General features: G+C 65.3%; 5 protein-coding genes and 1 pseudogene. 5 read left to right on the forward strand and 1 reads right to left on the reverse strand.

Going from position 1 to position 2,843, the window contains the following annotated elements; translation table 11 throughout:
- The 5 genes and pseudogenes from ACEN88_RS28425 to ACEN88_RS28445 form a co-directional block, all read left to right on the forward strand.
- Window positions 1-375: pseudogene (locus ACEN88_RS28425) on the forward strand (hypothetical protein); the annotation flags it as partial.
- Window positions 376-385: 10 nt separating this feature from the next.
- Window positions 386-619: a hypothetical protein gene (locus tag ACEN88_RS28430; RefSeq protein ID WP_413345065.1), complete on the forward strand. Its 234-nt coding sequence runs from the start codon at window positions 386-388 to the stop codon at window positions 617-619.
- Window positions 620-720: 101 nt separating this feature from the next.
- Window positions 721-870, forward strand: a complete 150-nt coding sequence (locus ACEN88_RS28435) for a hypothetical protein (protein ID WP_413345067.1) — start codon at window positions 721-723, stop codon at window positions 868-870.
- 100 nt (window positions 871-970) lie between these two features.
- Entirely contained in the window at window positions 971-1,426 is a 456-nt protein-coding gene (locus ACEN88_RS28440) for a CesT family type III secretion system chaperone (protein ID WP_413345069.1), read from the forward strand.
- A 49-nt stretch (window positions 1,427-1,475) separates the two neighbouring features.
- A complete protein-coding gene (locus ACEN88_RS28445; RefSeq protein WP_413345071.1) occupies window positions 1,476-1,703 on the forward strand; it encodes a hypothetical protein in 228 nt (75 codons plus the stop codon).
- 44 nt (window positions 1,704-1,747) lie between these two features.
- Here ACEN88_RS28445 and ACEN88_RS28450 read toward each other — a convergent pair whose 3' ends face one another.
- A complete protein-coding gene (locus ACEN88_RS28450; RefSeq protein ID WP_413345073.1) occupies window positions 1,748-2,767 on the reverse strand; it encodes a pectate lyase in 1,020 nt (339 codons plus the stop codon).
- Window positions 2,768-2,843: the final 76 nt, after the last annotated feature.

The raw sequence follows: 2,843 nt of genomic DNA on the forward strand, positions 1-2,843 counted from the left end.
GCGCACGCCAGCCTGCGCGGCGTCGCCGGCAGCCGCCTGCGCTGGCAGGTCAAGCCGGCCGACGACATCGCCCGCGAACTGGCCGAATCGTTACACGAGCCGAACGTCAAGGTGCGCTACGCCGGTGCCGGGCGCTTCGAGGTCACCGGCACGGCGCGCCAGCCCGGCGCGGTGCGCGACGTGGTCGAGCGCTTCCGCAACGACATGGCGCCGCTGCCGCTCACGGTCGGGGTCAAGGTCGAGCGCATCGACGAACTGGCGGTCGCGGGCAAGGTCGATTCGGCCCTGAATGCCGACAGCGTGCGCTACATCGAATCGAGCGACGGCACCAAGAATTTCCTGGCCGACGCTTCCGGCAACACCACCTTGCAATAAGGAGACCGCAATGTACGAAGTCATGACCGAAGGATTGATCGACGTGCTCGACGACCTGCCCCAGGCAGGCAGCCAGGCCCGCCGCCACCACGAGGTCCGCGCCGCGGCGCAGGCCCTCGACGACCTGGCCGATGCGTGCGCCGCGCGCTCGACCGACACGGCAAGCACCGAAGCCCAGGCCGGGCGCGCGGTGGCCGATGGATTCCGCGCCGCGGCACAGTTGTGCCGCCTGGCGATCCAGTAGTTCCGCCAGCCATGTGCCAAGCGCACAGCCGGCAAACCAGCGTGTGCGGTACTGCCGCACGCATATCCAGCAGTGATCCACTTACTTTCAGGAGAAACATCATGGCAGACGCACCCGTAGTTCTGAACACCGGCGCCCAAATCGCAGCGATCGAAGCCGCCGCAGCAGCCGAAAACGCGATCAACCTGGCCACCCTGCACGCCAAAATCAGCACGATGGGCCTGAAGGCGGCGAAGGACATCGTCCAGTAACGTCCACGGCGCGCCATCGGGCCGCGCATGGCGCGCCGGCCGGGAGCCGCAACCCGCTCCCGGCCGGCTTTTTTTTCACCTGTGCGACGGAAAACGAACGATGAGCCTCGAACGACGCGATGAACTGATCCGCGAAATCTGCGCACTGCGCGACGTGCCCGGCGCCGACGAGGTGCTCGCGCGCGGCGTGCTCGACATCGACAGCTTCGACGTGGCGATCGACCACTTCGAGGAAGACGGCGATGCGGTGTACGTGACGTTCCAGTACGGCGTCGTCACCGCGGGCCGGACGCTGCGGGTGTTCCGCCTGCTGCTCGAAGCGAACCTCGCCGTCTACGCTCAGGACCAGGCGCAGCTCGGCCTGGAAGTCGAGACCGGCGCCATCGTCCTGATTGCCCGCGTGGCACTCAACGACGAGGTCGACGGCAAGTGGCTACTCGGCTTGATCGACCACTACGTCGAACACGGGCGCTACTGGCGCGACAACATTTTCAAGGCGCGCGACGACATGTTCGAGAACCTCGCACGCGGCGATTATGTCTGGCTGCGCGCCTGAGCCAGGACCTTTCCCCATCACTCACCACCAACATGTTCAGGAGGACGACATGACATCCACGAGCAGGACCGGCAGCAAACCGCCTTCGCCGCCAGAGAAGCCGGAGAAGACCGACAAGACGAAGGACAAGAGCAAGGACAAAGACAAGGACAAGGCCGACCAGGACGCGCTGGACCAGGCCATCGGCACGCTCGGCATCATGATGCTGCAGAAGATCCTGCAAGGCGCCAAGCGGCGCCGCGCCGAAATGAACGAAGACGATCCCGACAAGTTCTAGTCCCGCCCCGCGCGGGCGACGCTTGCGCGCCGCCCGCTTCCGCCTCATCCCGCATACGGCTTGTACGACACCTTGCGGGTCCCGCTGACCTGCGCGGCATCCGGCGTCAATGCCACCACCTTCATCCCCCCATCGTCGACATTCGAGAAACTGGCGCTCGACGTCTTCGAATCGGTGCGGAACAGCGATTCCTTGACGTTCTCGAACGTCGAATCCTGCACCGTCAACCTGCTCGTGATCGGCTGGCCGCCGTTCGTGCGGAACAGCTTGCCGGCGCCGTTCACGTAGACGTTCTTCATCAGCACCTCGGCGTCGCCATTGTCCTGCACCACCTTGTCGGAACCGTTGTAGAACGAGCTGTTCGTGATGACGACTTTCGCCGGCCCTTTCGGGATGTCGTCGACCGACATGCCGGACAGCTTCGCGTCATGGATGCGGTTCTTCTCGCCGTCGATCGTGATGGCATCCTCGCCGATGTCGCGGTTGACGACGTGGTCGAGGTGGGCGTCGCCGATCAGGTGGATGCCGTCGCCGCCCGAGTACTGGACGTTCTTCAGCGTCGCCCCCGGCTCGAGGATGAACACCGGCTGCTGGTGCTCGCTCTGGGAACCGTCGCCGATCGCCTTCGTCGGCCGGTAGTACTTGCCGCCGCCGTCGAAGGTCTCGCCGGCCTTCACGATGATCGGCTTGTCGACGTCGACGATGCCGGTCGGCTTCGGCATCGGCTGGCCGCGTTCCGGTCTGGCGCCGGCAGGCACGCTGGTGTCCGCCGGCGGTTTGGATGTTGGTTTGGACGCCGATTTGGACGCCGATTTGGATGACTTCTTGCGCCTGGTTTCCGGTTCGCCGTCGGCATCATGATAGGGCGCGGCCGGCAGACTGGCCTTGCGCTTGTGCCCATGCTCGTGGTCGTCGTCCCTGACCTTCTGCTTCAGCTTGACGGACAAGTGTTCGAGCCGCTTGATCCACTCGTCCGTCTGCTGCTGCGGCGACGGCCCCGCCGGGGCCTTGGGGAAATCGGGAAACGCCTGTGGGGAATAATGGGAATGCACGCATGTGCTCATGTCGGTACCTGTACGGTTGGTTGAGGGAGTGCCCCTCGACAGGATGACGGCACATGAGGGGCCGGCGGGCGTTGCG

This window comes from Massilia sp. CT11-108 (assembly GCF_047302915.1).
Lineage (GTDB): Bacteria > Pseudomonadota > Gammaproteobacteria > Burkholderiales > Burkholderiaceae_D > Telluria > Telluria orientalis.

Bases quoted from the DNA above. Each gene is read 5' to 3' on its own strand.
- ACEN88_RS28430 (WP_413345065.1), top strand. From the start codon at position 386: ATGTACGAAGTCATGACCGAAGGATTGATCGACGTGCTCGACGACCTG.
- ACEN88_RS28435 (WP_413345067.1), top strand. From the start codon at position 721: ATGGCAGACGCACCCGTAGTTCTGAACACCGGCGCCCAAATCGCAGCG.
- ACEN88_RS28440 (WP_413345069.1), top strand. From the start codon at position 971: ATGAGCCTCGAACGACGCGATGAACTGATCCGCGAAATCTGCGCACTG.
- ACEN88_RS28445 (WP_413345071.1), top strand. From the start codon at position 1,476: ATGACATCCACGAGCAGGACCGGCAGCAAACCGCCTTCGCCGCCAGAG.
- ACEN88_RS28450 (WP_413345073.1), bottom strand. From the start codon at position 2,767: ATGAGCACATGCGTGCATTCCCATTATTCCCCACAGGCGTTTCCCGAT.